Origin of the sequence: Bradyrhizobium sp. SSBR45G (assembly GCF_030159255.1) — a bacterium.
Taxonomy (GTDB): Bacteria; Pseudomonadota; Alphaproteobacteria; order Rhizobiales; family Xanthobacteraceae; genus Bradyrhizobium.
Genome location: NZ_BSCT01000025.1, coordinates 1 through 23,384, shown reverse-complemented (window position 1 = coordinate 23,384; position 23,384 = coordinate 1). Strand labels below are relative to the sequence as shown.

Below are 23,384 nucleotides of genomic sequence, written 5' to 3'. Positions count from 1 at the left end.
GATCTCTTAGTCCACACTTACCAACGTCTGCCTGGCAAATACCTCGTCCACGATCGCCAATAGCCTCTGGGCTCCTTCCACGAGATCCTCTTCCGAGATCGTCAGTGGCGGCATCAGTTTGACTACTTCATCCAACGGACCGCACAGCTCCACCACGATCTTCTGCCGATACGCTTCGGCCTTAACCTCCGAGGCCACGCGCGGATCCTTCACATCGATCCCCTGCATTAGGCCCAGCCCCTTTGGGCGGAAGGGGCGCGACTCGCAATAATCTCCGAGGAGATCGGATAGAACCTCGCTCTTATGACGAACCGACAGTTCAAATTTTTCGTCCGCCCAATAGTGTCTGAGCGCGGCAGTGGCCGTCACGAACGCATGGTTGTTGCCTCTAAACGTGCCGTTGTGCTCGCCGGGAGACCAGACATCGTGTTGAGGGCGCAACAGAACCAGAGACATTGGCAATCCGAACCCTGATACCGATTTTGCCATCGTCACAATATCTGGAACGACCCCATAATTCTCAAAACTGAAAAAACTGCCGGTTCGACCGCATCCGGCCTGAATCTCGTCAACGATGAATAGTGCTCCGCTTTTTGCCGCAATGGCGGCAATTTTCTGCAGCCAATTGCGGCTTGCGACGTTGAGCCCCCCTTCTCCCTGCACCACTTCAACGATGATCGCCGCCGGCTTGTCCAGCCCTCCCGATGGATCACCTAACTGCCTGTCAAGAATATCCGCCGTGCAGATATCCGAGCCGAGATATCCATCGTAGAGCGCCCTATCAACATGAGTCAGCAGAGGGCTTGACGACTCCCGATTATATGAGTTTGCCGTCAACGCCAACGCGCCGAGCGAACAGCCGTGGAATGCATTCGAGAACGCAACAATATTGGTCCGCTTGGTGACTTTTCGCGCCAGTTTAATCGCCGCTTCAACAGCATTAGCGCCGGTCGGCCCCGGGAACTGGATCCGATAGGGAAGACTCCGCGGCCCTAAGATCAGATTGGAGAACGCCTCCACAAAGGCGTTCTTTGCTCCCGTTTTCAGATCTAACCCCAGCGCTATTCCATCTGCGGATAAGTAGTCCATTAGAACGGACTTAAGATGAACGTTGTTGTGACCGTAATTCAGCGCACCGCACCCCGACAGGAAATCGAGGTAACGCTCGCCCGTCTCGGACACCATAAAGGCACTCGTTGCCCGCGAAAACGTCGCTGGGTACGATCGACAGTAACTGCGAACCTCAGACTCGACATCAATGCCTTGCACGTTCATGACACCCTCCTACTATTCCACCTATTCGTCGTGCTTCGCTCTCAGCAGCGCGATCCCCGAAGCGACGATGATCGCGAGCCCTGCGAATAAGTATGCATCCGGCGCGTCATTGAACACCACATAACCAAGGATCGCACCCATCACCACTTCGGTATAGGTAAATGGTGCAATCGTGCTCGCGTTCGACCATTCGAACGACTTTATGATAAGGAGGTGTGCGACGGCTGCGATGATTCCAGTAGCAACCAGCAATATCCACTGCTCACCGCTTGGGCTCACCCAGACCGGGGCGACAGCTAGGGAAGCAATTACGCCGCCAACGAGTCCCGTGTGATATACCGAAACCACGGACGGAACCTTGGCGTCGATGAATCGTGTCAAGAATAGAAATAGCGCGTAAAAGAAGCCCGCAAGGAGACCCGTTCCATACGACCAGTGCAGTGCCACAAATGTCGGCCGTACTGCGATCAGAATGCCGATAAACCCGACAGCAATGGCTACCCACTGAAGGCGCGTCACTCTCTCCTTCAGGATAACTGCGGCCATTAGCGTCAGAATGAATGGCTCGACGAACCAGAGCGTTAGTGACGTGGTCAACGGTAGATAGTGAATCGTCACGTAGAACAGTCCTACTGCGGCAAACAAGGCCGCACTTCGAAGTAGGAGCATTTTCGACAGAGTCGGCTTGAGATAGCGCGGCCCGTACGCGACCGACGAATAGATACCGGTAGCAATGCAGTGAAAAAAGAAGCGCCCCCAGATGACCTGAATGACGGGGACACTCAGAGCGAGGTATTTTGCCATGATGTCGGAGAACGGAAGAATCTGGAGAGCGAGCACAATAGTCAAAACCCCTAGGTGCGCGCCCGATCTCCCGACCCCTTGCTCGACGTTGGCCTCATGCATGAGCTCGTTCCTTCGTTGACGGCCCGTTCCGTTTACCGGTTTGTTCGGATATTTGTGCGAACCCAGGGCTCCAGTCGTTCATGTCCAGAAGATACTGATTAAAGGGATTTTGGTTCGTGTAGATCTTCTGAAGCCACGCCTTGGTATCGATCGTTAGGATCACGCAGACTAACCCGTTCATGCTGTCCACATACGTGTCTCCCGTTTCACGAAACCCCATCTGCTTCATGGATTTGAGGGGGCTAATCGCCATATCTCGATGGCAGTCGGCCAGAATAGTGTCCACCCCGTACGCTACGGCATGGTGAAGACAGGCCTTCACCATGCAACCGTAGATTCCAAATGGAGCACCTGCAAAACGCTTGTCGCGGAACTTTCCGACCACCATCAGGCGCTGCACCTCGACCACCAACGGCTGACGGCTCGAGAGGGATCGGACATCAACCGCATCGGTGATGTGGAAGCCCATTTGCTGGGCTCGCACAATGCGCATTGTTCCGACTGGCACCAGGCCATTGAGCCAAGAGACATAATAATCTGAACGTTCGTGAAAGCCGTCAGTGACAGGGTTCGCGTCGTCGCTCAACCACCCGAACTCGCTCCCGTAGACGGACCGCCACAAAGACGTTACCGCTTCCAGATCTTTGGCACTATTGACACGCCTGGTTAACACAAATTCCGCAGCTTCACCGTCCTGTCTGATTGTCATGTTTGCCTCTCCAAACTCTCGAACTAGTCAGCTACGCGAGAGATGGCTCGAGAAGCCGTGGCGTGAAGTGCTGGTCGAACTCTTCCTCATTCACGAACTCGCCGTTGAATTCGTAGACGCCGCACTCCATTGTTGAGGCGTCCATCCACAGATAAGAGGGCATTGGGGGCAACTCAGTACAGTACGGCGCTTTGTCGAGCCCCATAAGTATGAGCGCTGCCCGTGCAACGATCATGTACTGCCCTAGCGCCGGCGCAAGTGACAGAATTGGGACATTCCCCGTATCACGCATATAGTCGTAGATGGCGTCCTTGCTGGGAAACCGCGGAAGGAATGACGCCTGCAGCTTCACAAGCTTATCGACTACTTCTTCTGTCTGCTGCGCATCTGGCGGAATCCCGTAAAATTCCTCCAAGGTGAGTCCGTCTTGAGTGAAGTGGTATACGTTTGCCCCCCACCCCACAACTGTTCCAGCGACGCAGCTTTTGCACGTTTTGCTTTCGCGGAACGCCTTATGCATATCGTAACGCTGATCGACCAGATAGAAGTCGACACAGTCGACTAGTAGATCACATCCGTCGACGAACTCCTTCGCGACGTGCTTCTGCATTCCCTCCGGAAAGATCTCAACAGTAACATCCGGCGTCGTCTCGTGGATCAAGTTGCCGACCACCATCGATTTGTTGTGACCAATGGTGTTCGGGGTCGCGCCGAGCTGCCGATTGATATTGGATATCTCAAAGCTATCTGGATCACAGATCTTGATGTGTCCAACGCCAAGTCGGGCAAGCATCATCGCGAGACCACCGCCTAGTCCGCCTGACCCCGCTACCCCGACGACCGCACCGGCGAGTCGCTGCTGCGAGCGATTCATTTGCTCTGGATCGATTCCGAGAAAAAGCTCATTGCGCTTTGTACGCTCACGATAGAATTCTGGATCCCGTTTGCCGTCAAGCTTGATGATACGCGGGCGCTTATACATATGACTCTCCTGACCGCTCATTCGTTTTCAATAAGAAACTGTGATGTGTGCCGATAGAGAGCGCGGCGGCACCGCTCGAACATCATCGAATGTGTGCCCTCTGGCAGCTGCAGATAGAGCTTCCGTGAGTTCGAGATTACTTCGAACATCCGCTGGCAGCTTACGGCCGGCGTGAGATACTGGTCCCATTCGCCACGAATAATGAAGGTCGGCATCGTGAGACGTGTCTCGTCGAAATACGTATCCTCCCACGCATTGAAGATATCGACCGCGAAGCCCATCGGCGCGCGAATAGGCTCATCGACCTTGCTGGCATCTCCGTGCGCCCGCTGGCTATAGATCGCCGCCCAATTGCGGACAAAGTCCTCCTCAAGAGGCGACTCCGTCCCAGCCGGGCGATCATCGCGCAGAAGCACGAATCTCTCTTTGGCGCTGACCGCAAAGTGCGAAACACGCGGCAGTTCGGGGACGCCAAAGTACTTCTGCGAGACCGAGCGGCCCAGCCCCACCTGCCTGGTTATCGGTCCGTGAAACGTGATCGTCTGCACCTTTTCTGGGTGCTCAGTCGCGTAGTAGCCGGCCGGAATTGCTCCACGCGAGATTGCGATAATGTGTACCTTGTCGGCGTGGCACTCCCGACGGATTGCGTCCACAACGACGTCAATCTCGGAAACAAGTTCTCGTCCCGGGCCAAAGTCAGCGGGATTGATTTCTTCGCCCTCGCTGCTGGACGGGTATGGATCCGACTCGCCATATCCAAGAAGATCGATCCCGTAGATCGGACGCTTAGCAGCGGCCAACGCGTCGAACCACGAGGTGCCGTCGATCCGAAACGCTGAGGTCATAAACGTCGGGACGGTGGCGCCGTGGAAGAACAAGACGGGCGCGCGTTCTAGACCCGGCCGATTCGAAGAGTGGCTGATAAGCGCTAAGTTTGCCTGCGGATGTCGACTTGGAATCGATGATACCAAACACCCCGTAGATGCATCGTAACCCGTTCGCATGGTCACTCCGATCGCTAGCCCGCAAAACTCAGTGGCAATACCAAAGGTAGCAGAGGTACGCTGCCTGCAATAACCAGAAGCGCTGATACATGTATCAGGCTTTTTGATAACGGATCGATCAATCAGACACGCGAAATCCTTGCTAGGTCCGCACCTGCGTCGCATGATGCGCGATGAAAGCGAGCTCCGTTCGTGGGTCGCATTGATCCGGCTCAGCGAGATCTGATCGTCGAGAACCGAATGGGCCGAAACCACCCCGTGAGAATTTTGGCCCTTCAATGAGCATGCGAGGCGAGGCAGGCACGTGGGAGATTGGTTGGGTCAAAAGCGCAATGGCTGCGCATTTGCGCCTCAGGATCATTCGCCGCCCAGTCCTCGCGTTCTGTGGCGTTGGAAAATGATGACTTTAGGCCATCTTGGATATGATCTCGCTGAGCGACCACAGCGTATGCGTGCTGGACGACCTGTTTTGGTCGCTTACACTCGATCCCGACATATCACCATGCTCACCGACTCGGGAGCGGCTATATGCCCTTCCTGATGATCGCAGCCGTAGCAGTGTCACTTACAGGGCTGTCCGCGCAACGGCTTTCCATGGCCTGGGCAATGTGGACGATGACCCACTCGAGTGTATGGGTTGCGTCGATTGCAGTATCCGATCTTGTTTCGACGCTGATCACCAGCGGACCTGCGGGCGCGATCATAGATCGCGCGGACCCAGCCGCGATCTACCGACTCAGTCAAGTGGCGGCATGCATCCAAGGCCTGACACTACTAACGCTCGTTGCATCTGGAGCGGTTGCACCCTTCTGGATACTTGTATGTTCGGCCTGGCTCGGGATCTGCACCGCCTTTAGCTTGCCAGCACGGCTCTCTCTCATCCCATTGATGGTCCAGCGGGAGAACTACGTACGGCTCGTCACACTCAATTCGCTAGCCAGTAATGGGGCATCATTCTTGGGGCCAGTGATCGCTGGCTGGTTAATTTCTAATCACGGCTTGCAGGCGGCCGCAGCGGTCGTGGTCGCTGCGTATGTTCCGTCGACAATCATGAGCCCGCCTGTCCGGACTCTCGCCGACGCGATGTCAGCGAGATCAACGCACCTCCCTGTCGACGTACAGATACGCGATGGTATCGCGCATCTGCGTCACAATCCGCAACTGTGGATTCTCCTGAGCGCGTTCACTACACTGGCTCTCACGGCGCGCGGAATCTTGTCGCTGGGCTCGGCCATATCTGAGACCGTCCTTGGCGGGGGTGTCGATACGTTGGCCAGATTGGCCTCGTTTCTTGCTGCTGGAGGTCTAGCCGGCGGCCTTCTTGCTTCCATCCGTTTGATGGATCAACTCACGTCGATCAGCGTCACAATGAGCGGAGCTGCAATTGCACTGCTCTTGTACGGAGTCAGCCCAAAGGAGGCTATCGCCCTAGGCGGCGCCTTTGCACTGGGCATATTCCTATCGCTGAACAATATTGCGGTGATCAGCGCGATTCAGCTCGGCGTCCACCCTGAATATCGCGGGCGTTTGAACAGTTTATACAACATTTTGCTAAAGGCCGGGCCTGCGCTTGGAGCTCTCGTCTTTGGCTGCGTTTCTGAGCTGATAGATATCCGGGCTGCAGTGATGCTCTCGGCCATCTCTTTGCTGATTGTGCTCCGTCTGCTGCTGCGCGTTAAGACCTCGCTCTAAACGACAATGACGTGTTGTGTGTTACGTGGGCATTCACGTGAACGCCTCCTCAGAAGAAGGTAGTGTGCAAATGTATGCGTCAGACCGACGGCTCGCGCTCCCGGAGCTCGAGAGAGCCTCCAACGCGGGTCATCTCTCGAACCATTACGCCATCGCTGAAACAGAATACAACAGCGCCATCCGTGACGCGCAAATCGGACGATCGTCCAGAGTGTTGGATGCTGGGTGCGGTGGCGGAGACCTCCTGGCTCGGATAGCTACGCAAGTGGGTCCGTCCGGGCGTATTTCGGCAATCGACATCTCCGCACAAGCTATCAACGCTCTCAACGGACGGCTCGCGCGCGAACCTCTCATTACGCCAGTAGAAGCACGCGTAGGCAGCGTGACGCGTATCCCATTTGCCGAAAGCGTTTTCGACCACGTCTGGTGTGCCAACGTAGTTCAATATCTCTTGGAAGACGAATTCAATGTGTGCATCGACGAATTTCGCCGTGTGCTCAAACCTGGTGGCCGGATCGCGATAAAGGAGGTTGACGTCAGGGAGACGACGCTGGCGCCGCTGGATCGAGGACTGCTCTTGCGATTGCAACTCGCACGAATTGAGCGAGGCAATCAAAGCAAGCGGTTAGGGCCTTGGTGCGGAGGCTCGCTCGCCGACCGGCTAACACGCCATGATGTCAATGTCCTAAAGCGTGTGAAGTACACAGTTAAACACCGCTTCCCACTGGCTCACCAGGCGCGCCATTACGTCTCCGAGCTTCTGCGCTACTATTGCTCGATCGCGCAATATTATGAGCTGCCATCGCGAGACATTAGGACATGGGCTGCCCTGGCTGCCGATCCGCCGTCATTGTTGGATATGCCCTCGTTCGTCTTTCGGGAGACCTTCTATCTTGTTGTGGCGAGGTCGAACAAAGCGGATAAGTCGCCGTGATCATTGATCGTAGAACGACGAACAGACCGCTCCTCTCGCCTGCGGGCGGAATCGCTGGCGTGCCCGGCACTTGCCGTGGGCGGCCCGGAAAGCCCCGTCGAGGCAAATTGGTCGCAGGGCGATCCCGCCAGTCGAGGGCTCTTGGTTGACGATCACGGGCCGCTCGCCGCGACGCTCCCAAGACTTCGCAGCCTATTCTCAACCGCCCGGACATGAAGGGAAGAAGTTCATGGTCAATAGTGCAATCGAACGGCTCGCGGCTATGCCGCGCTTTGTTTCCACTATATGTCTTCGACGAGTGTCAGCGGTACTGGAAAACGAGGGCATTGTGTGCCCGCCCTCAATCGCCATCACCGGCTCTAAGGGCAAAGGCTCAGTGGCAGCGATGACCGACGCGCTGTTGCGCTCAATCGGCCTGCGTACAGTGCGACATACCTCACCGCACTTCATTTCACCATCTGAGCGCATCGCGCTAAATGGAGATCCCATTAACGACGCGCAATTTGAGGACCTCTTACAGCGGGTTCTAGACGCGACGACTACGGTCAGTCGTCGATACCAGGAAACCTTTGCCCGATTCGAAATCCTGTTCTTAGCAGCAGTCCTTCTCTCCCAGGACGAACGAGTCGATTGTGCGATCCTTGAGGGAGGAATCGGTGGTCGCCTCGATCCCACTAGCGTGGTTGGAGCTAAATTATTTGGCCTAACTTCCGTTGAACTGGAACACACCGACCTCTTAGGTAGAACTGTCGATCAGATCGCATGCGACAAGCTCGACATTGGCGGAACGCATTCGACTGCAATTCTTGGCGCCATTGACCCGACACTTGTCGACCGTGTGAGCTATTATGCGTCACGGCGCGACATCAAGATGGTGCGAGCGACTGATCGGTTTTGCCTTTACGATTACGCGGAGGATGTTAATGGTTCTCGCGCGCGAGTGCGAGCCAGAGCCTCCTCCGGAGATCGTTCTGTTAGATTACCGCTCTTTGGACAGTATCAACTAAACAATGCCGCCGTCGCGTTAGCCTTAGCCGAACACTTCACCGAACCGGACATTGGGCCCGATGTAGACTGGATCGGCGTCGCAGGCACTGCGTGGAACGGGCTTTCGGTCCCCGGGCGGCTGGAAACCATCCGCACGAATCCAACGATCGTGGTGGATGCTGCACATACACCTGACTCGGTGAAGGGCGTGGTCAGTACACTGCTAAGATGGCGACAAGAACGGCGCGTTCTGCTTGTCGGCGTTTCAGAGGACAAGGATTGGCAAGGGATCGCCGACATACTTGTGCAGCTCGCGGCTTCCATCATTGTTTCAAGATCGGGACCGCGTGGATTGAATCCGGACCAATTAGCGAACGCCTTTAGGGACTGTGGCGGAAATGTTGTTTCGGTCACAGAGGATCTACCCAAAGCTCTCGAGTTAGCGATAGACGAAGCTAAGCGCGGCGGGGCGACTCTGTATGTCATAGGGTCACTCTATTTTTCGGCTGATGTCGTACGCCTGCTGACGGGGAGTTCACCGGCCGACGCTATCATTATCGGGTGACCCGCGGTGCTAAGTGCGCAAACTCAGCCATGAGGAGAAAGGAGGCGTAGCCAGGATAGCGCGCACAACATTTATGCGGCCGGTGCGCACCGCTTTTCCGGCCGGAGCCCCAGGCCAAGCCTCGTAGAACTCCCATAAATTCATTAGTTTTCGTTATCAAGCCGGGGTAGGCGCGCGCTGGCGCGGTCGCAGAAACTCTACGACGGGGCGGTTCGGCCCAGACAGCGCTCTCAGCTTCTCGTCTAGACGGCGGCCATGCCCACCTGAGACTAGCATCGTGCCACGGTCAACCGCACCTGTACCCCCCAGGATCTCCTCGCGGCCGAGCCGATGGAAATGCGTCAATCGGTGACTCTTGGCGGGAATCAAGTGGGTCCCCAGAGCGCGCTGCCAGTCCACTATATCTCTACCCCTGCCGCTCAGCACTCGCCTCATCGCAACTGGCTATTTGTCCAGCATGGTGCAGACAATCGGCCCTTTCTTATCCCAGAAGGATTAGTTAGATACCGTCAACCACGGGTGCTTCTGAACACGACGGCAATCTGACGGTGTTTCATACAAGAGCGTCGAAAGAGCGTGGAGGGAACCTTGGGCAGTCACCAAAGATTTTCAGTCGAACGCGTCGAAGCGATCACGAATCCAGCGTTCGATTACGCCAGCCTATCGCCGCCGGTCGCAAAATTTCTCAAGGGTCAGGCAGATCGAATTCGACGCCAGTGCGCAACTTCAATAATTCAAATTGGGAAAGCATTGATCGAAGCGAAGCGCCATGTTTCGCACGGAGCCTTCCTAAGCTGGGTCGAGAGCGAGGTCTCGATTCCTGCCCGCACCGCTCAGGCCTACATGCGTGTCGCTGGTTGGGCATCTGGTAAGGGCCCGACTGTTGCACATTTGCCACCTTCTATCCTTTACCTCCTTTCTTCATCAAGCACACCTGAGAGTTTCGTCCATGTCGTCATGGCTCGAGTAGAGGCCGGCGAGGAGATTCCCATTTCGAGACTCCGCGAAGAGTTGAAGACGGCTCGATCTGCTGCTCAGCAAACAGAGCCGCGCCCAGCGGTGCTCGGCAAGACGCCGTCCCGTCTGCAGTTGCAGTCCGACGACTCCTGCCTAGGACTTCATCGCGAGGCGTTGGCGGAGCTCGTTTCTATACTTGTTCAGGGTCTGAACCCGGTCGATTTGGCGCGCGTCCAAGACATTCTAAGAGGCGATATGTTATTCACGGGACGTGAGCTCATCTCACTGATTGAAAGCGCTTTGTCTCCAAACATTTCGCCAATCGAGGTGCCGGAATAAGTCGCTTGGCGGCTCATTTATCTCGAAACAGACTGCTTTCCGGTGACGCTCCATGCGCAAGTGCTCTTTGTTTCGTCCCTTCAACTTTCAGAGTCGCTTCGGCAGCCGATGACAGCAGATTGCCTACCCGATTGTCGCTGTCGACGTGGAAGGTACCGGGACGGAGAAGATCAATAATAACCGTCGGAGCGGCCAAGGCAGTGGCTAGTGGATGGCACCCATCCCTCCCACGTCAGGCTCGGACATGGCCATCACTTTGTCCGCATTAGTTCCGCCCCGGGCGAAGGAGAATAGCTCCGGCTGGCCCCGTCAACCTGGAGCCCCTTCGGGCTCCAACTTGGTATGAGCTGTCGACTTGCACCACGCGCTCGAATTCAGCAAAGGTTATCAAACGAATACCGGATATCCTGATGCCTGAGAAGGAGATCATCCACCTTACGCTGAATATTATGAGCGCTATCTATACCAGCCAACGCGTCCCAGAAAAGATCGGCAATCCGACGCATCTCTGGTTCTTTCATGCCCCTACGGGTCGACTCTTGCACGCCGATCCGAATTATACTTTTCCCGAGAGCAGTCTTGGAATTGACGCTGATGCCACAATCAAGAAGCTTCTGGGCTCCAAGCAAATGCTCTCCGCTATCAAAACCCATCAAGAGCACCTGATGCGATACCGGGAGCTCACCATCTCTCGAAAATACTCTAAACCCTCGCTCCTGAAGTGCTCGAGCGAGCGCGCTCGAGTTCTTAAGGACCTGCGCCGCGTATTCGCTGGCAAATACCTCCATCTCAAGCATCGAGAGGTACAGCGCCATAGTGTCACCGGAATGCTGGCTAGACACGAAAGAATCCATCGTCCTCGAAAAACGCTGCCACAACTCGTATGAATTCATGGTCACGATCGCTTTCTGAGGGCCTGGGAAGGTCTTGTGGGTACTTCCCTGCAGCACATCCGCGCCGTCTTCCAGGGGATTTTTAAACATTCTCCCTGCAATCAAGCCCATCGGGTGCGATCCATCGTAGATTATTAGGGTCTCCTTACCGACAAGTCTGCGAAGACCGCGGATGTTAAGCGGAAACAATGATCCAGAATGATCGAGATAAATGGCATTGGGAGGCACTTTCTTGAACAGCTCAGTGGCCTGGTTTAGATCCAAGTCGGAACACTCATTGTTCCACGGAAGGTAGCTGCAGTGTCGTCCGAGCCGACCGATTATGTTGGCCGTCGCAAAATGTCCTGCCTCAGTTGGCCTCAGGCAATAGATGGTGTCGCCGGGTGAGGTCAGAGCTGAGAGAGTCGCGATGATCGCATGGACCCCTGATAGAGGGCGGAAATCCGCGTAGGCAGCGCCGAACAGTACGCGAGATGCCCGCAGGGCTTCCTGTTCCATTTCGTGTACGCTCGAAAGTGACCTAAGAATTAGGCCGGAAAACGTTGTTGCGAATCGTTCGATCTCCCGCTTGTTGGCGTGCCCCAGATGGTACCGCCCGTACAGGGCGCCAGCCACGAACCTGGACGCGAGGCGCGACAGAACATTCTCGTTAGCAGTCAGATGTAGGATACTAGAGGAGCCGTGCTCTTCCTCCACCAAACGCTGAACGAGTCGTGTCAATTGCATTGCTTCCATGGCTCACCTTTACGAAGTCGACGGCTGCAGGCTTCATGCAGCCATAACAATTGCGGTCCCGCGTTAGTAATTCAACGCCCAAGATTGTTTTTTCTTAAACCGCCACTTTAGGCTTGAATTTGGATCTGCTACTTGATTGTCCCTTTGGCGCGTGCTGCCACCACTCAATCGACAAACGTAGTTGCATTATTGCCTTCTCATGAGCAGGCTTCTGCACAGGCGTGTTGCGCCGACCAAGATGCAGAGATTCTCATTTTTCAAGCGGGAAGGCTAAGGACTCAACAATCGGAACAATGTTCGGGCGAACTGTCAGCCGGCGTCGATATGTGACCATGTTTCTGGCATCGATCTCGTGAGCTGTTCCAGCATTTATCTGCGCGCAACTCTGTTCAGACAGGCTGGTACCGTTGCTCAGTTGACCGAGTTTGTGCGGTAGGCCGCTATTCTGGATTTGTCGCTCGCCAAGGCGAGTTCGACGAGAAGGGCGCGCCAGAGCTCAGGATCTGCGACATCGAGTCGATCTCGGAGGTCGAGAAGGGAGCGAACGAAGGTCATCCGCAAGCACGTCACGGCCGACGCTGTCGTCCGCAACTTCCTATGGAACGAAAAGGTCGCCGAGCCGGCGCAGTACCTCCAGTTCCAGGCTCACGTGCAACGGAAGTGGTTTCCTGTGTGGTTCTACATCGACCACAGCCGATAGACGGCCGTCGAAGGGAGGATCTTCGCAAGCAGGTTGCCACCTATCCGTTGTCGCGCAACACGCTGGTCGATCAGCTCTCGCGGAGGAAGTCGGCCTGCCGCCAGTCGACCGGAAAGGCCGAAGCCTTGCGCGTGAAGTTAGCGCGGGGCGAGATCAAGGCGCCGACCGATATCGATGAGGACGTCCTTTCGCGGGAGAGGTGCAGGCTCTCCCGACGACAGTGAAGCAGAAAGACCGGGAGAGCATCAGGAGATCCTTCTGGTCAGCTTGGATCGAGCTCAGGACTCAGATCCGAGCCTTGGTCTCTGTCGCTACGGAGCCGACGCTCGCGCAACGTATCCATCAGGTCGACGACGTTCTCGCAACGGGGGCGCTCCCTCCGACTATTCGGCAGTCGGCGTGCTTTTGGTTGATGAGGTCGACCAGAGCCGTTCCATACTGATCTTCGAACTTGCGAGGCTCGAAGGTGGCGGCCTTCTACTCCACGACGTGCCTCGCCAGATCGAGAATTTCCTTCGTGATTTTCACGTAATCGATCTCATCGAAATGTTCGGCCGGATCTCGGGTTGACGTCGACGATCCGCCTTTGCGTCGCCGTTAGCCCTCTCTTTCACTATCCACGATGCATCCAGCTTCCGAGAGCGGCCAGGACCGTGAATTACTGCTTTCATGGTCGCGTGACCGGGAGTGCGGCAATGGACAATCGAAAATATCTCACGGCGGAAGAAGTCTCGGACCGCTACCGTGGCTCAGTGAGCGTCGGGACCCTCCGTAACTGGCGAGCGATGCGCGTAGGCCCGGCGTTCGTCAAAATCGGGAAAGCGGTCCTATATCCGATTGGCGAACTCGATGCTTGGGACAAGAGAAACATGGTGTCTTGCCGTGCGCCAGGACGACCGCCGGTGACTGGGCCTGATCAGGCGTGATGATCACGATTTGTCGCGCACTACCGTCCCCACTCTCAGTCCCCATTTCATTGCTGGCCTCCGAAAGTTTACGTGTTATCAACTAGATCGCTGCAGCGCCGCGCTCATGCACAACCATCCCAATACGCTAGTTGCGTACGCGGTGCGATGATGCAGACCCGGCAGGAAGGCCGGCCAATAATCTTCCAGTTTGAGAACAGCGACAGCCTCGCCCTGTGAACGCTTCGATCAACTGCGCTCTTCACGGAGAAGGTCGGCTACAGCGACGCCGAGAGCAAATGCTAGCCGTTGAATATTGTCTAGCGTGGTGCTGTGCTTTGCATTCTCGATTTCGCTGATCTGGTCTTGGGAAAGCTCCGCGGCGTCCGCCAAGTCCTCCTGGCTCATTTGCCGAGCAACTCGCAGCCGACGTACGTGATGCGCCAGGATGCGGCGTGCCGCCTGAATGTCCTTCCGTGCCATCCGCACGGTAGGCCATCGGATTCAAAATCGTACCATGGAATCTTTTCCATAAAAACGATGGCCGCGAGCGCGAAATTGCTATAGAATAAATTCCATAAGCGTCACTCGCCGGCAGATGACCGAAGGGGTCGCTACGCGGCTGGACAGGTCATTGCAGGTAGGGAGGTTGCGGTGTCCGAACGCAGGGAGGTAGGGGGTCGGCAGCTTGAACATGCCCGAACTCCCACCGATGCAATTCGCCGAGATGAACCCCACGGAAATGAGAGCGCATTGCTAGCGCTAGCCGAGCAATTTGATACGCTTGTTGCGGAATTATCCGCCGTTCAAGACCCAACCGACGGGTCAATCAATGCACTCCAACGCGGCTCGCAACCGACGACTGAGCCGGGAGAGAATACCGAGGCCGGTATCAGTAAAACGGAGGCTGTCCTGGCGCGGCTCTATCCTGTTGAGCTATCGATCTTGGCAACGCCCGCGAGCACAACAGCCGATCTCGGTGTAAAAGCACGTCACGCGGCCTACGTAATGTCTGAGTACTGGGATGCGCCTGTCGAGCAACTCGATTGGGATGCACGGACCATCCGCCTCCTGATCGAAGCAATCTGCAGTTTCACGGGTACGCGCTTGCCCTTTCGGACGTAAGAGCCGACGGATATCGTCGCTCAGGCCATACACACTTGGGCGGCCCGCTTCATTCCGAGACAGAAGACCTAAGTCGACGCGCCAAACAGTCCGCGCCGCAACGTGACAGCTCCTAGGACCTCGCTCTGTATTGAAAAGCTGAAGCATGCAGATGAGAAAAGCGTCTCCTTGGGAGCGAAAATGTCCTGATTGTGATGGCACGGGCTTTGCGAAGGTGAAGCAACCTGCAAGGCCTGGCTATAGAATTTACCCTCCGCGCTGTACAGAATGCGACGGCAAAGGTCGAGTACCGGGACCCAACGCAGGGATGGGCCGCCAAACCAAAATCGGCGCTCTTGGAAAGGACGGAAGATGACAGGATTTCCATCCGCTTCCACGCCGACCGACGTCCGCAAGTTTTTCCACGACGATCGAATGCGATTTGGCACGCCAGGACGAGATGCCATGCGAAGAAGGGTCCCGCCTTTATCCAAATCCACGGGCACGATCACCATTGCCGCCCTCGATCGTAGCGCCGATGTTGCCTCAGACCATTGTCGGTCAAGAGGCACCACGTGGCACTACGATGAAGGAGACCGTTGCTCAAGAGAGCAAAGATGCCGCGCGCATCAGCCAGCCGGAGTTGGTGCTGGCGCCACAGAACGCCAATACTCTCAATCCGTATTTGATGGAGTTCGTGCGCCTACTGGCTCGCCGGGCGGCGCTAGAATGGTACCAAAAAATCGCCGAGGAGAGTCGCGCAAAGCGCTCCTGATCTTGCAGGAGATCGTGGCATGAAAGTCGCGCTCTATGCTCGCTACTCCACTGACAATCAGCGTGACGCTTCGATCGCGGATCAATTTCGCGTCTGCCGGGCCCATGCTGAAAAGCATGGCTGGCAGATCGTCGAGGAGTATTCGGATCATGCGATCTCAGGCGCGTCGCTGCTGCGCTCAGGCGTTCAGTCGCTTATTGCCGATGCCCTGCGTGGTCGATTCCAGGTCGTGCTGGCCGAAGCCATGGATCGGCTTTCGCGCGATCAAGAAGACATAGCCGGCCTATTCAAGCGAATGGCTTACGCCAACGTGAAGATCGTTACACTCTCTGAAGGCGAGGTCACACATCTACATGTCGGCCTCAAGGGGACAATGAACGCGCTTTTCCTTAAAGATCTTGCCGACAAGACGCGCCGTGGGCTGCGAGGCCGTGTCGAGCTTGGCAAATCGGGAGGCGGTAACTCCTATGGCTACGACGTCGTCAAACAATTCAAGTCTGATGGCGAGCAGATCCGCGGAGATCGCACGATCAACGCGACGGAGGCCGCGGTGGTGCGTCGCATCTTTCGCGACTATGTCGTCGGGAAATCCGCAAAGCGGATTGCTGCAGAGCTAAATAGGGACGGCATTTCGGCGCCTAATGGCGGCGATTGGGGTTTCAGTACAATCAATGGCAATGCCAAGCGCGGCAATGGCATCTTGAACAACGAATTGTATGTCGGTCGAATCGTCTGGAATCGGCAACGATTTATCAAGGACCCAGAGACAGGCAAACGACAGGCGCGACCAAATCCGGCAGCTGAGTGGATCGTGCAAGAAGTGCCGGAATTGCGCATTATCAATGATGAACTCTGGAACGCCGCAAAAGCGCGGCAAGTTGCCATCAATTTGAAGCGCGGAGAGGATGGCCGAGATGAACCGAACAGCTTCCGAGACCGTCGGCGCCCAAGGTACATATTCTCGGGTTTGATAAAGTGCGCATGGTGCGGCGGCGGCTACGCCATGATCTCGGCGGATCTGATCGGTTGCTCGACAGCCAGGAACAAGGGCACGTGCGAGAACCGAAAGAGTATCCAACGCGAACGGGTGGAAGGTCGCGTGCTGAACGCTCTGCGTCATCATTTAATGGACCCGGCGCTCTTCAAGGAATTCTGCGATGAGTTCACGCGCGAAATGAACCGTCTTCGGATGGAAGGTTCAGCATTGCTTGCAACGGCGCGCGCGGAGGTGAAGAGAATCGAGCGCGAACTCGGTACGCTGCTCAATCTGATCCTCAAGGGCGGCGCGGCGGATACGATCAACGCTAAAATGGTTCAGCTAGAGAGTCGAAAGGCAGAACTTGAGCGGGAGCTGGCCGATGCCGAAAGGCCGCCGCCCCTGCTCCATCCCGAAATGGCGACGTTCTACCGCGAACAGGTCAACGCTCTCCACGAGGCGTTACGGGACGACAGCGAGGCAACGCGCCTAAAGGCCGGCGAGATCCTGCGCTCCCTAGTGAAGGAAATCATCCTGACGCCGGACGCAGGTGAACTGAAGATTGATGTCCGGGGCGACCTCGCCGGAATCCTAGCTATTTCCCTCAAAACGAAAACCCCGGCCACGAGGACCGGGGTTTCGCAAGTTGAGATGGTTGCGGGGATAGGATTTGAACCTATGACCTTCAGGTTATGAGCCTGACGAGCTACCGGGCTGCTCCACCCCGCGTTAACTTCTGCACGGCCTTCAGAGAAGTATCGGGCGCTCCTGGCTGACGCTCGAGAGCGCCACCGATCACATCCCAAAGGATTCCTTGGAAGGCTTGAGCCCGTCGGCCGGTTCGACCATCGGGTGCGAGCGGTATGTACCAATGCAGGGCTGGTTTGGAAAGGGCTTTTCGGAAGTTTTTTTGCCTTATTGTGACACCGGCCGCGACGCCCCTGACCATTGAGAAAATCCCGTTGATTCATATCCTTATAAGGTAGGTTCATGTCGCCCGTGGCGCAGCGGAAGGCTTGGCCTCCGAGGGCCAGGCGAGAGTTCCACGACAACCGCGGGATAAGGTCTCGGGGGGCGCATGACGAGCGTGGACCGGCCCTGGCGGCACCCAGTCGTCACCGTTCCCCTGGAAACGGCGAAGCGCGCTTGCCAAGGGTTCCGCAACGCGGCAGCTTCGAGCAACGAACCAGAATGATTGCCTGCCCCCTCTGCAGGACACGCGAGGAGACATCCATGGACAAATCCTTGAAGGGCCCCCCGCTCTCGGCGCTCGATGACGCCTTCCATGCCATGGTCGAGGCGTCGCGAAGCACGCCGCCGCCGTCGCTCGGCGCACGCCTGGACGGCTTGAAGCGGCTGCGGGCGATGCTCGCCGGCAACGAGAAACGGCTGGAACAGGCGATCTCGGCCGATTTCGGCCATCGCTGCGCGGTCGAGACCACGATCGCCGAGACGCTGTTCCTGCAGACCGAGATCAAGCATACGCTCAAGATGCTGCCGCGCTGGATGGCGCCGCGGCGGATCGCAACCTCGCTGCAGTTCTTCCCTGCCCGCAACCGTCTGATCCCGCAGCCGCTCGGCGTCGTCGGCATCATCGCGCCATGGAATTATCCGCTGCAACTCACGCTCGCGCCAGCCATCGGCGCCCTCGCCGCCGGCAATCGCGTGCTGATCAAGCCGAGCGAGCTGACGCCACAGTTCTCGGCGCTGCTGAAGAAATTGATCACGGCGAATTTCGATCCGGCCGAGTTCTCCGTCACCGGCATCGAGGATGGCATCGCGCAGGCGTTCGCAGGCCTGCCGTTCGACCATCTCGTCTTCACCGGCTCGACCCGTGTCGGCCGCATCGTCGCCGAAGCCGCGGGGCGCAATCTGACGCCGGTCACGCTCGAGCTCGGCGGCAAGTCGCCGACCATCGTCGACATCTCCGCCGACATCGACGAAGCCGCCGAACGCATCGCCTATGCCAAGCTGATGAATGCCGGTCAGACCTGCATCGCCCCGGACTACGTGTTCGTTCCGGAGGCGCAGCGCGAGCAGTTTGCCGGCAGGCTGCACGGTCACATGATCCGCATGTTCGGCACCGATCCCGCCAATGGCGACTACACCTCGATCATCTCCGACCGGCATTACGCCCGGCTGGAAGGCCTGCTGCGCGATGCGATCGCCCGCGGCGCCAGGCCGCTCAGCGCGACCAGCCCCGAGGATCCCGCCTGGAAGAAGCTGCGCAAATTCCCGCCGACCGTCGTGGTCGGCGCGACCGCCGAGATGGCGATCATGCAGGAGGAGATTTTTGGTCCCCTGCTGCCGGTCATGACCTATCGCGACGCGGACGAGGTGATCCGCTACATCAACGCCCACGACCGGCCGCTGGCGCTGTACTGGTTCGGCAGCGACGAGGCCGCGCGCGATGCGGTGCTGGCGCGCACCGTCTCCGGCGGCGTCACGATCAACGACTGCCTGCTGCATTTCGCGCAGATGAACCAGCCGATGGGCGGCGTCGGCGCCTCCGGCATCGGCCACTATCATGGCGAATGGGGCTTCAACAGCTTCAGCAAGCTGAAGCCGGTGTTCTACCGCTCGCCCTTCAACCGCATGAAGGATCTCTATCCGCCCTACGGGGCGAGCATCGCACGGATCGAGAAGCTGCTGCGATTCCTGAGCTAGCTTCACACATCGGCCTTCCGGGACACGCAAAACGCCCACCCGGACTCCCGGGATGACGAACCGTGGCAGCGAACATCGAGATGAGAGGCTCGGCACAAGATGGCCGCGTCATCCCGTGATAAGCGTGACCCGGGAATGCCGACCAACAACAGAAAAGACATCAGGGAGAAGACACGCGTGACGGACGAGGTCGATTTCATCGTCGTGGGCGGCGGCAGCGGCGGAGCCACGGTTGCAGGTCGGTTGTCGGAAGACCCGGCGACCTCGGTGTTGCTGCTCGATGCGGGCGGACGCAACGACAACTGGATCGTGACCACGCCATACATGCTGTTCCTGATGGTCGCGGGCCCCGTCAACAACTGGTCGTTCACCACGGTGCCGCAGAAGGGGCTCAACGGCCGCATCGGCTATCAGCCACGCGGCCGCGGCCTCGGCGGCTCCTCGGCGATCAACGCCATGGTCTACATCCGCGGCCATCGCGCCGACTACGACCAGTGGGCTGCGCTCGGCAATGCCGGCTGGTCGTATGACGACGTGCTGCCTTATTTCAAGCGCGCCGAGAACAACGCCGACTTCGACGGCGAGTATCATGGCCGATCGGGACCACTGCCGGTCAACCGGCTGCGCACCGACAATCCCGTGCACGAGATCTTCCTGCAGGCCGCGCGCGAAGCGCAATTTCCGATCCGCGACGACTTCAACGCGGAGACCCAGGAAGGGCTCGGCCTCTATCAGGTCACCCAGCAGAATGGCGAGCGCTGGAGCGCGGCGCGCGCCTACGTCCAGCCGCACCTCGGCCACCGCCGCAATCTGCGGGTCGAGACCTCGGCGCATGCGTCACTGATCCTGTTCGAGGGCAAGCGCGCCGTCGGCGTCAAATATCGCCAGGGCAAGGAGGTCAAGGAGATCCGCTGCAGGCGCGAGGTGATCCTGGCCTCCGGCGCATTCCAGACACCGCAACTCCTGATGCTCTCAGGCGTCGGCGACGCCGCGGCGCTGGCCAGGCTCGGCATCGCCAGCACTCACCATCTGCCGGGCGTCGGCCAGAACCTGCAGGATCATCCGGATTTCATCTTCGCCTATACGTCAGACAATCCCAACTTCTCGTCCTTGTCGCCGCGCGGAATCAGCCGCCTGCTGCGCGGCGCGGCCCAATATCGTCGCGAACGGCGCGGACCGATCACCTCGAATTTCGCCGAATGCGGCGGCTTCCTGAAGACCGATCCCAACATCGACATCCCCGACATCCAGCTGCATTTCGGCATGGCCGTGACCGACGATCACGGCCGCAAGCGCCACGGCAACGGCTTCTCCTGTCACTTCTGCCTGCTGCGGCCGAAGAGCCGGGGCACGGTGGCGCTGAAGAGCGCCGATCCGCTCGCAGCGCCGCTGATCGACCCGAACTTCCTCGGCGAGGAGGACGATCTGGAGACCATGGTCGCCGGCTACAAGACGACGCAGCGGCTGATGGAGACGCCCGCGATGCGCGGCCTGCAGACGCGCGACCTGTTCACCTCCGGCGTCCGGACCGACGACGACATCCGCGCTTTGCTGCGCGCCCGCGTCGACACCGTCTATCACCCCGTCGGCACCTGCAAGATGGGCACGAACGATCCGCTCGCGGTGGTCGATCCGAGCCTCAAGGTGCACGGCCTGTCCGGCCTGCGCGTGGTCGACGCCTCGGTCATGCCGACCCTGATCGGCGGCAACACCAACGCGCCGACGATCATGATCGGCGAGAAGGCAGCCGACATGATCAAGGCGGAGCTGCGCTGAAAGAGTTGAGCGGCGGAGCGGCGGCCGATCACGTCAGCAGGAAGCCGCCGTCCACCGTGACGACGCTGCCGGTCATGTAGCGCGAGGCGTTGGACGCCAGTAGCAGGATGGCGCCGTCGAGATCGCTCTCGTGACCGACGCGCCGCTGCGGGATGCGCTTGATCAGCTTCTCGCCCGCCGGCGTTTCCCAGACATCGTGGTTGATGTCGGTGTCGATATAACCCGGCGCCAGCGCATTGACGCGGATGTTGTTGCCGGCGAGTTCCAGGGCCAGCGCCTTCGTGCTCTGCACCACGCCCGCCTTGGAGATCGCGTAGGGCGCGATGAACTTCACCACGCTGAAGCCGAGCACCGAGGCGATGTTGATGATGTTTCCCGGCGCTTTCCGCGCAATCATGCGGCGCGCGACTTCGGTGGCGGCGAAATAGGCGCCCTTCAGATTGGCGCCGATCACGGCGTCCCAATCGGCCTCGCTCTGCTCGACCGCGAGCTTCTCGACTGCGATGCCGGCATTGTTGATCAGGACCGTGACCGGGCCGAGCGCAGCCTCGGCGGCGTCCATGCCCCTGGCGATCGAAGCCGTGCTGGTCACGTCCATCTCGACCGCGGCAGCGCGGCCGCCCTTGGCCTTGATCTCGTCCTCCAGGGCCTTGAGCTTGCCGGTCTGGCGCGCGGCGAGCGCGACGGCGGCGCCATGGGCGGACAGCACGCGGGCGAATTGCCGGCCCAGCCCCTGGCTCGCGCCGGTGATCAGAATCACATCCTGGCTGACGTCGAACAGGCCCGACATGGCACCACCTCGCGTTTCCCTCGTTTGTTGCGGCGCATTGATACAGACGATTTGAAGCAGCGCAAACCGGATTCGTTTACCGGGCCGGCCTACAACTCCCTGCATATCAGCCATGAATACTTTCGATCTCGCCGCTTGTGCCGCCCTGATGATCGCCGTCTACAGCGGTTTCGCGACCGGGCTGCTGCGCAGCGCCATCACGATTTTGGCCTATCTGCTGGCGATGCCGCTCGCGATGGGCGTGGTGGCGGCCATGAGCCCGCAGCTGCAGGACGTGCACGGGGCGCCCCTGGCGCAGAACTGGCTGCAATTCATCGCGGCCTTCGTGGTCATCGGCGTCGCCCTGGGCAAGATCGGCCGCATCCTGCTGGACGGAGCAATCGGTCCCGAAGCGGGTTTCGGCGACCGGCTCGGCGGCGCGCTGCTCGGCGCGATCAGGGTCGGCATGGTCGCGACCACGCTGGTGCTGGTGTTCGACAGGATCGTTCCGCCCGATCGCCAGCCCCGCTTCCTCGAAGGCTCGCGGCTGCGGCCGATCCTCTCGCTCGCAGGCGCGAAGGGCTTCCGCTCGCTGCCGCCGGAGGTCGCGAGCCTGATCGATCGCCTGAAGCAGGAACGGCGCATCTGAGCGCGCGGCCTGGGCGAGCCATGCAATTCGGCACAGGCCGGCTGCCCTTATCAGCGGCAATCCGGTTGGCTAGAATGGGCGCAGCTTCCTTCCAGCCTCACTGACATATCGGAGTGATCAATCGTGGATCTCGGGATCAAGGGCCGCCGCGCCATCGTCTGCGCCTCCAGCAAGGGTTTGGGCCGCGCCTGCGCCATCGCGCTCGCCAATGAGGGCGTGCATGTCACGATCACCGCGCGCGGCGCCGAGGCGCTGGCCAAGACCGCGGCCGAGATCCGCGCCGCCAATCCCGGCATCACCGTGACCGAAGTGGCCGGCGACATCACCACGCCGGAAGGCCGCGCCGCCGTGCTCGCGGCCTGCCCGGATCCGGACATCCTGATCAACAATGCCGGCGGACCTCCTCCGGGCGATTTCCGCAACTGGACCCGCGACGACTGGATCAAGGCGCTCGACGCCAACATGCTGACCCCGATCGAGCTGATCAAGGCGACCGTCGACGGCATGATGGCGCGCAAGTTCGGCCGCATCGTCAACATCACCTCGGCGGCGGTGAAGGCGCCGATCGACATTCTCGGCCTCTCCAACGGCGCCCGCGCCGGCCTCACCGGCTTCGTCGCCGGCCTGTCGCGCAAGACCGTGATCAACAACGTCACCATCAACGCGCTGCTGCCCGGCCCGTTCGAGACCGACCGGCTGCGCTCGACGGCAAAGGGCGAAGCCGAGAAGCGCGGCGTCACGCCGGAGCAGATTCTCGCCGATCGCGCCAAGCTCAACCCCGCCGGCCGCTTCGGCGACCCCGAAGAGTTCGGGCTGGCCTGCGCCTTCCTGTGCGCAGCCAAGGCCGGCTACATCACGGGACAGAACATCCTGCTCGACGGCGGCGCGTTTCCGGGGACGCTGTAGGAACGCAATCACAAGGAGCTGCGGACGAATTTGCGCTCCGCTTCGTCGGCGCCGTCATGGCCGGGCTTGTCCCGGCCATCCACGTCTTCGGAAGCCCTCGAAAAACGTGGATGGCCGGGACGAGCCCACGGCTGTCCGGTTGAGGCTTTTAACATATACTGAGGCTCAACTGGCGGTCA

Annotated in this window: 19 protein-coding genes, 1 tRNA gene and 1 pseudogene; 12 read left to right on the top strand and 9 right to left on the bottom strand. The window is 58.8% G+C overall.

Annotated features, from left to right (window positions below):
- Positions 1-6 precede the first annotated feature (6 nt).
- Genes ectB through QQL87_RS24895 form a run of 5 tightly spaced genes read right to left on the bottom strand, consistent with a single transcriptional unit; the run spans position 7 to position 4,750 of the window.
- Positions 7-1,275, bottom strand: coding sequence for a diaminobutyrate--2-oxoglutarate transaminase (ectB, locus tag QQL87_RS24915; RefSeq protein ID WP_284421643.1), 1,269 nt, complete (start codon positions 1,273-1,275; stop codon positions 7-9).
- Between the two features lie 21 nt (positions 1,276-1,296).
- Positions 1,297-2,181: a DMT family transporter gene (locus tag QQL87_RS24910; RefSeq protein ID WP_284421644.1), complete on the bottom strand. Its 885-nt coding sequence runs from the start codon at positions 2,179-2,181 to the stop codon at positions 1,297-1,299.
- On the bottom strand, positions 2,174-2,890 hold the full coding sequence (locus QQL87_RS24905; protein ID WP_284421645.1) for a hypothetical protein: 717 nt from the start codon (positions 2,888-2,890) through the stop codon (positions 2,174-2,176). Before QQL87_RS24905 ends, QQL87_RS24910 begins: the two co-directional genes overlap by 8 nt.
- A gap of 31 nt (positions 2,891-2,921) precedes the next feature.
- Positions 2,922-3,872: a ThiF family adenylyltransferase gene (locus QQL87_RS24900; protein WP_284421646.1), complete on the bottom strand. Its 951-nt coding sequence runs from the start codon at positions 3,870-3,872 to the stop codon at positions 2,922-2,924.
- 17 nt (positions 3,873-3,889) lie between these two features.
- On the bottom strand, positions 3,890-4,750 hold the full coding sequence (locus QQL87_RS24895; protein ID WP_284421647.1) for an alpha/beta fold hydrolase: 861 nt from the start codon (positions 4,748-4,750) through the stop codon (positions 3,890-3,892).
- Positions 4,751-5,404: 654 nt separating this feature from the next.
- Between QQL87_RS24895 and QQL87_RS24890 the strand changes: the two genes are divergently transcribed.
- The 4 genes from QQL87_RS24890 to QQL87_RS24875 all read left to right on the top strand — a co-directional run bounded on the left by QQL87_RS24890 (position 5,405) and on the right by QQL87_RS24875 (position 10,350).
- On the top strand, positions 5,405-6,568 hold the full coding sequence (locus QQL87_RS24890) for an MFS transporter (protein ID WP_284421649.1): 1,164 nt from the start codon (positions 5,405-5,407) through the stop codon (positions 6,566-6,568).
- A gap of 70 nt (positions 6,569-6,638) precedes the next feature.
- Positions 6,639-7,502 carry a class I SAM-dependent methyltransferase gene (locus QQL87_RS24885; protein ID WP_284421650.1) on the top strand — a complete coding sequence of 288 codons (864 nt, stop codon included), beginning with the start codon at positions 6,639-6,641 and terminating at the stop codon, positions 7,500-7,502.
- Between the two features lie 229 nt (positions 7,503-7,731).
- Complete coding sequence (locus QQL87_RS24880; RefSeq protein ID WP_284421651.1) at positions 7,732-9,054, top strand: bifunctional folylpolyglutamate synthase/dihydrofolate synthase; 1,323 nt, start codon at positions 7,732-7,734, stop codon at positions 9,052-9,054.
- 588 nt (positions 9,055-9,642) lie between these two features.
- Positions 9,643-10,350: a DUF3102 domain-containing protein gene (locus tag QQL87_RS24875; RefSeq protein ID WP_284421652.1), complete on the top strand. Its 708-nt coding sequence runs from the start codon at positions 9,643-9,645 to the stop codon at positions 10,348-10,350.
- A 374-nt stretch (positions 10,351-10,724) separates the two neighbouring features.
- Here the strand turns inward: QQL87_RS24875 and QQL87_RS24870 are convergent, their stop codons facing one another.
- Positions 10,725-11,969: a PLP-dependent aminotransferase family protein gene (locus QQL87_RS24870; RefSeq protein WP_284421667.1), complete on the bottom strand. Its 1,245-nt coding sequence runs from the start codon at positions 11,967-11,969 to the stop codon at positions 10,725-10,727.
- Between the two features lie 1,404 nt (positions 11,970-13,373).
- Here QQL87_RS24870 and QQL87_RS24865 point away from each other — a divergent pair.
- The gene (locus QQL87_RS24865; protein ID WP_284421653.1) at positions 13,374-13,604 is read left to right on the top strand and encodes a helix-turn-helix domain-containing protein; all 231 of its coding nucleotides are present in this window, start codon (positions 13,374-13,376) and stop codon (positions 13,602-13,604) included.
- A 228-nt stretch (positions 13,605-13,832) separates the two neighbouring features.
- Here the strand turns inward: QQL87_RS24865 and QQL87_RS37275 are convergent, their stop codons facing one another.
- Positions 13,833-14,066 (bottom strand): helix-turn-helix domain-containing protein, encoded by a 234-nt coding sequence (locus tag QQL87_RS37275; protein ID WP_172181019.1) that lies wholly within the window; start codon positions 14,064-14,066, stop codon positions 13,833-13,835.
- 1,207 nt (positions 14,067-15,273) lie between these two features.
- On the opposite strand from QQL87_RS37275, the gene QQL87_RS24860 reads away from it, so the two are divergent.
- The 3 genes and pseudogenes from QQL87_RS24860 to QQL87_RS37350 all read left to right on the top strand — a co-directional run bounded on the left by QQL87_RS24860 (position 15,274) and on the right by QQL87_RS37350 (position 17,134).
- Positions 15,274-15,462 (top strand): hypothetical protein, encoded by a 189-nt coding sequence (locus QQL87_RS24860; RefSeq protein WP_284421654.1) that lies wholly within the window; start codon positions 15,274-15,276, stop codon positions 15,460-15,462.
- Positions 15,463-15,481: 19 nt separating this feature from the next.
- A pseudogene (locus tag QQL87_RS37355) lies at positions 15,482-16,276 on the top strand (recombinase family protein); the annotation flags it as partial.
- A gap of 189 nt (positions 16,277-16,465) precedes the next feature.
- Positions 16,466-17,134 carry a hypothetical protein gene (locus QQL87_RS37350; RefSeq protein ID WP_502871215.1) on the top strand — a complete coding sequence of 223 codons (669 nt, stop codon included), beginning with the start codon at positions 16,466-16,468 and terminating at the stop codon, positions 17,132-17,134.
- Here the strand turns inward: QQL87_RS37350 and QQL87_RS24850 are convergent.
- Positions 17,091-17,167, bottom strand: a tRNA-Met gene (locus QQL87_RS24850). The genes QQL87_RS37350 and QQL87_RS24850 overlap by 44 nt on opposite strands.
- Before the next feature lie 504 nt (positions 17,168-17,671).
- On the opposite strand from QQL87_RS24850, the gene QQL87_RS24845 reads away from it, so the two are divergent.
- Positions 17,672-19,105 (top strand): coniferyl aldehyde dehydrogenase, encoded by a 1,434-nt coding sequence (locus QQL87_RS24845; protein ID WP_284421655.1) that lies wholly within the window; start codon positions 17,672-17,674, stop codon positions 19,103-19,105.
- Between the two features lie 177 nt (positions 19,106-19,282).
- The gene (locus QQL87_RS24840) at positions 19,283-20,881 is read left to right on the top strand and encodes a GMC family oxidoreductase (protein WP_284421657.1); all 1,599 of its coding nucleotides are present in this window, start codon (positions 19,283-19,285) and stop codon (positions 20,879-20,881) included.
- A 28-nt stretch (positions 20,882-20,909) separates the two neighbouring features.
- On the opposite strand, the gene QQL87_RS24835 is transcribed toward QQL87_RS24840, so the two are convergent.
- Positions 20,910-21,671 carry an SDR family oxidoreductase gene (locus tag QQL87_RS24835; RefSeq protein WP_284421659.1) on the bottom strand — a complete coding sequence of 254 codons (762 nt, stop codon included), beginning with the start codon at positions 21,669-21,671 and terminating at the stop codon, positions 20,910-20,912.
- Positions 21,672-21,783: 112 nt separating this feature from the next.
- Between QQL87_RS24835 and QQL87_RS24830 the strand changes: the two genes are divergently transcribed.
- Both QQL87_RS24830 and QQL87_RS24825 read left to right on the top strand, forming a co-directional pair.
- Positions 21,784-22,299: a CvpA family protein gene (locus QQL87_RS24830; protein WP_284421660.1), complete on the top strand. Its 516-nt coding sequence runs from the start codon at positions 21,784-21,786 to the stop codon at positions 22,297-22,299.
- Positions 22,300-22,422: 123 nt separating this feature from the next.
- Positions 22,423-23,205 (top strand): SDR family oxidoreductase, encoded by a 783-nt coding sequence (locus tag QQL87_RS24825; protein ID WP_284421662.1) that lies wholly within the window; start codon positions 22,423-22,425, stop codon positions 23,203-23,205.
- Positions 23,206-23,384: the final 179 nt, after the last annotated feature.